This is a genomic window from Roseobacter sp., assembly GCF_039970775.1.
Lineage (GTDB): Bacteria > Pseudomonadota > Alphaproteobacteria > Rhodobacterales > Rhodobacteraceae > Roseobacter.
The window spans coordinates 1-4274 of sequence record NZ_JBDVLG010000059.1 but is presented as its reverse complement, the minus strand read 5'-3'; the positions used below and the strand labels follow the sequence as shown (position 1 = coordinate 4274).

At 61.3% G+C, this 4274-nt stretch carries 5 protein-coding genes; 2 read left to right on the top strand and 3 right to left on the bottom strand.

The window, feature by feature from the left end:
* A partial coding sequence (mgtE, locus tag ABJH13_RS16075) for a magnesium transporter (RefSeq protein WP_348407233.1) occupies positions 1 to 1158 on the bottom strand: 1158 nt, incomplete at its 3' end.
* Between the two features lie 105 nt (positions 1159 to 1263).
* Here mgtE and guaD point away from each other — a divergent pair.
* Positions 1264 to 2577, top strand: a complete 1314-nt coding sequence (gene guaD, locus ABJH13_RS16070; protein ID WP_348407232.1) for a guanine deaminase — start codon at positions 1264 to 1266, stop codon at positions 2575 to 2577.
* On the opposite strand, the gene ABJH13_RS16065 is transcribed toward guaD, so the two are convergent.
* A complete protein-coding gene (locus tag ABJH13_RS16065; RefSeq protein ID WP_348407231.1) occupies positions 2574 to 2855 on the bottom strand; it encodes a DUF1330 domain-containing protein in 282 nt (93 codons plus the stop codon). The two genes, guaD and ABJH13_RS16065, sit on opposite strands and share 4 nt — an antisense overlap.
* A 95-nt stretch (positions 2856 to 2950) precedes the next feature.
* Here ABJH13_RS16065 and ABJH13_RS16060 point away from each other — a divergent pair, with 95 nt between their 5' ends.
* Positions 2951 to 3823, top strand: coding sequence for a LysR family transcriptional regulator (locus tag ABJH13_RS16060; RefSeq protein ID WP_348407230.1), 873 nt, complete (start codon positions 2951 to 2953; stop codon positions 3821 to 3823).
* Positions 3824 to 3869: 46 nt separating this feature from the next.
* On the opposite strand, the gene ABJH13_RS16055 is transcribed toward ABJH13_RS16060, so the two are convergent.
* The coding region (locus ABJH13_RS16055; protein WP_348407229.1) for an amidohydrolase family protein at positions 3870 to 4274 on the bottom strand (405 nt) is incomplete at its 5' end.

The window sequence follows — 4274 nt, the reverse complement described above, 5'->3', positions numbered from 1 at the left end:
TGCCGCAAAGATCAGCCCGTTGATCAGCCCCACCAGCACCTCGCGCCGGATCACCCGCCAGACGTTGGCGCCGGTCAGGTCTTTGGTGGCGATCGCGCGCACGGCAACTGTCAACGATTGGGTGCCTGCATTGCCGCCCATGGATGCCACAATCGGCATCAACACCGCCAACGCCACGATCTGGGTAATCGCCGCCTCGAACTGCGCAATCACCAGGCTGGCGGCGATGGCCGTCACCAGATTTACGGCCAACCAGGGCAGCCGCTGTTTGGTGGTTTCAATCACCCGGTCCGACAGCGACCCTTCGCCCACACCGGCAAGACGCAGGATGTCTTCTTCGTGCTCTTCATCAAGCACCGCCATCGCGTCATCAATGGTGATCACCCCAATCAGGCGCTCTTGGTCATCCACCACCGGCGCAGAAATCAGGTGATATTGATTGAACGCATAGGCCACGTCAGATTCTTCCTGCATCGCGGGGATGACCTGAAAGGTCTCTTCTTTGATATCGGCCAGCCGCGTAGCGCGTTTGGACCGCATCAGCTTGCCCAACGTCACATTGCCGACCGGATGCAGACGCGGGTCAACCAACACCATGTGGTAGAATTGCGCAGGCAGCGCGTCTTCGGGGGTGTTGCGCAAATGGTCAATCGCCTCGCCCACCGTCCAGTGCTCGGGGGCCATCACGACCTCGCGCTGCATCAGACGCCCGGCGGAATATTCCGGGTAGCCCAACGCCTGTTGCACGGCGGCGCGGTCGGAATCGCCCAGTGCATCAAGGATGGCCTCTTGTTGCTTGTCCTCAAGGTCTTCGACCAGATCGACAACGTCGTCGCTGTCCATGTCGCGCACAGCTTGGGTCAGGACCTGCGGCGTCAAAACGCCAATCACTTCCTCGCGGATGGATTCGTCGAGCTCTGACAGGATCTCGCCGTCAAATTCACGCCCGTACAGCCGGATCAGCCGAGACCGATCAAACGCGTTGATCTGTTCCAAAAGGTCCGCAATATCAGCCGCGTGCAGCGGTTCCATCAGGTCGGTCAGCTTGGCGGAATCGTCAATATCAACCGCATATAAAATCGCAGCAATCGCCTTGGGGTCCAGCACATAGGCATCGTCTTCACCTTCGACCTCAAGCTGTGCGATCTGTTCTGACATAGGCGGCCCCCTGATTTATGCGGACCATAAGCGGCGGCCCTGCGGGATACAATGCCGCGCCCCTTGGACATTGCCGCCCGCACGCCAAACACCTAGACAGATGCCATGACCACACAGACACTTCTTTTGGGCCAAACCTTTGAGAGCTTTGGCAACCCGCTGACCGGCCCGTGGCAAGACGCGGTGCGGATCAACACATCAGGCGGTGTGCTGATCGAAAACGGGCGGATCGCCCGCGTGGCTGACGGCGACACGTTGCGCCGGGACCACCCACAAGCGGCGGTGCAGGACTATGGCGCGCATCTGATCTGCCCCGGTTTTGTGGACGCGCATGTGCATTACCCGCAAACGGCTATCATCGCCAGTTGGGGCAAACAGCTGATCGATTGGCTGAACACCTATACTTTCCCCGAAGAAATCCGGCTGGCCGACCCCGCCTATGCACGCATGATCGCGGCGCGGTACCTTGATCTGGCACTAGATCATGGCACGACGACCATGTGTTCTTATGCCACGATCCACCCCACCAGCGTTGATGCGTTTTTCGAGGCCGCAGCAGAGCGTGGCATGCGGACCGTAGCCGGCAAAACCTGCATGGATCGCAACGCCCCCGATGGCCTGCGCGACACGGTGCAATCGGCTTATGACGACAGCAAAACCTTGCTGCACCGGTGGCATGGCACGGGCCGCGCATCCTATGCGATCACGCCACGGTTTTCGCCCACCTCAACGCCAGATCAACTGGCTGCATTGGGGGCGCTGTGGGCCGAACACCCCGATTGCCTGATGCAAACCCACCTGAGCGAACAACCAGACGAGATCACGTGGGTGCGCGGTCTGTTCCCCGAGGCCCGCGATTATCTCGACACCTATGAGGCCCACGGCCTGTTGGGCCCGCGTGCGCTGTTCGGCCATGCGATCCACCTGACCCCGCGCGAGGTGGACCGGCTGGCAGAGACCGGGGCCGCAGTGGTGCATTGCCCCACGTCAAACACGTTTATCGGGTCGGGGTTAATGGATCTGGCGGGGCTGGCGGCGCGGCGCATTCCGCTGGGTCTGGCGACGGACACGGGCGGTGGGTCGTCGTTTTCCATGCTGCGCACGATGGCCGCCGCCTATGAGATCGCCCAGCTGCGCGGCACATCCCTGCACCCGGCACAGTTGATTTGGCTGGCGACAACAGGCTCTGCGCAAAGCCTGTATTTGGGGGATCAGATCGGCACATTGGCCGCAGGTTTTGAGGCCGATCTGACCATTCTTGACCTTGCCGCCACCCCCGCCATCGCACAACGCACAGCCAACGCTGACACCATATGGGAGACCGTTTTCCCCACATTAATGATGGGCGATGACCGCGCGATTGCTGATGTTTGGGTCGCAGGGCACAAGCGCCCCTTGCGCGGCGGCAAAGCGAGTTAGCCCAACAAATGAATGTCAGACGACCCTGCATTGCGCCGTTTGGCATGCACCTCTGCAAGCTCTGGGTCGTTTGACCACGCGAGGGCTGCGTTTTTGTCGGGAAAGCTCAACAAGACCGCCACATCGGGCAGCTCTGGCGCGCCGTCCAAAACGGTGCAATCGCGCGCACTGCTTTCGACTTTGCCGCCGTGTTTGGCCAGTGCCGGGCCTGCAACCTCGCGGTATTCAGCAAGGGATTGGGGGTTGGTCACGGTCAGTTTAACATACGCGTAGATCACATTTGGCTCCTGTGTTTGTGGGTGATGGCACCATACCGCATCCCACCTATGGAAAAACGCGTGTGTTTGCATGTAGGATATGCAAAAACGCATGCATGGATGTTGCTTGGGATGATTTGCGCACGGTTATGATGCTGGTCCGCCATCAGTCGTTGGCTGGGGCAGCCGCCGCGTTGGGCGTGAATTACACAACGGTCGCGCGCAGGGTGCGCCGCGCCGAAGACGCGTTGGACCAGCGGCTGTTTGAACGTGCGCCCGATGGCTACCGCCCAACGCCAGCGGCCCGCGTTATCGCCCAGCACGCCGACCAAATGGAAACATCAGAGCACAGCATGATGCGCCACCTAAAGGGCGCTGAAACCGAACTGTCCGGCACACTTACGATAACGGCAGCGCAATTGTTGATTGCTGGCTTTTTGTCGCCGGTGATTGACCGTTTCACCAAGGCGCACCCCCGGATCGACCTGCGTGTTCTTGCCACCGATGGCCTGCTGGATCTGACGCGCCACGAAGCAGACCTTGCCATTCGTATCAGCCAAAACCCCGGTGATGCGTTGACCGGCCTGCGGTTGTTACGCCAAGATAACGCAAGTTTTGCCAGCCAAGAGGTTGCAGACCGGATCGCCGCCGCCCCCCAAGAGATGATCCATTGGATCGTGTATGACGACGCCCCAAACGTCCCCAAAGGCATCACACCGGCGTTTCCCAACAACACCGCGCGGTTCCGGTTCGACGATATGGTCGCGATGATCGGTGCGGCACAGGCAGGGCTGGGCGTCGTACGCATACCGATGTTTTTGGGCCGGGCGTCGGCCGGGTTGGTGCAGGTTCCCGTCCTGCCCCCACAGCCCTACGCCGATATTTGGGTCGTGGGGCACCCCGATGTGTGGCCCGCGCCAAAACTGCGCGCGTTCCGCGATATTTTGGTGGCCCATTGCAAGGCCAACCGCCAGCAATTCGTCGCCTGACACCTCCTTTGTGCGCGCGGCACGCCGGTTTACCAGCTGGCGCAGGTCACAGCTGAGCCATCAATTGCTGCGCCAATGCCGTCTGACGGGCGATCAGCGCGCGCAGATCCAATGTTTGGATATGCCCGTCGCGCACGACCTCGCGGCCCTCCACGATCAGATCACGCACCGTGGTCGGCCCGGCCAACAGCAATGCCGCCGGGTCCCAGCTGCCTGCGGATGCAATGCCCGACACATCCCAAACCGCAATATCGGCCCGTGCCCCAACCGCAATGCGCCCACATTCGGGCCGCCCCAACACGTCTGCACCGCCACGCGTTGCGATTTCTAGGGCCTCGCGTGCGCTCATCGCATCGGCCCCCTGCGCCACACGTTGCAGCAACATCGCCTGCCGCGCCTCAGACACCAGATTGCCCGCATCGTTGCTGGCAGAACCATCCACCCCCAGCCC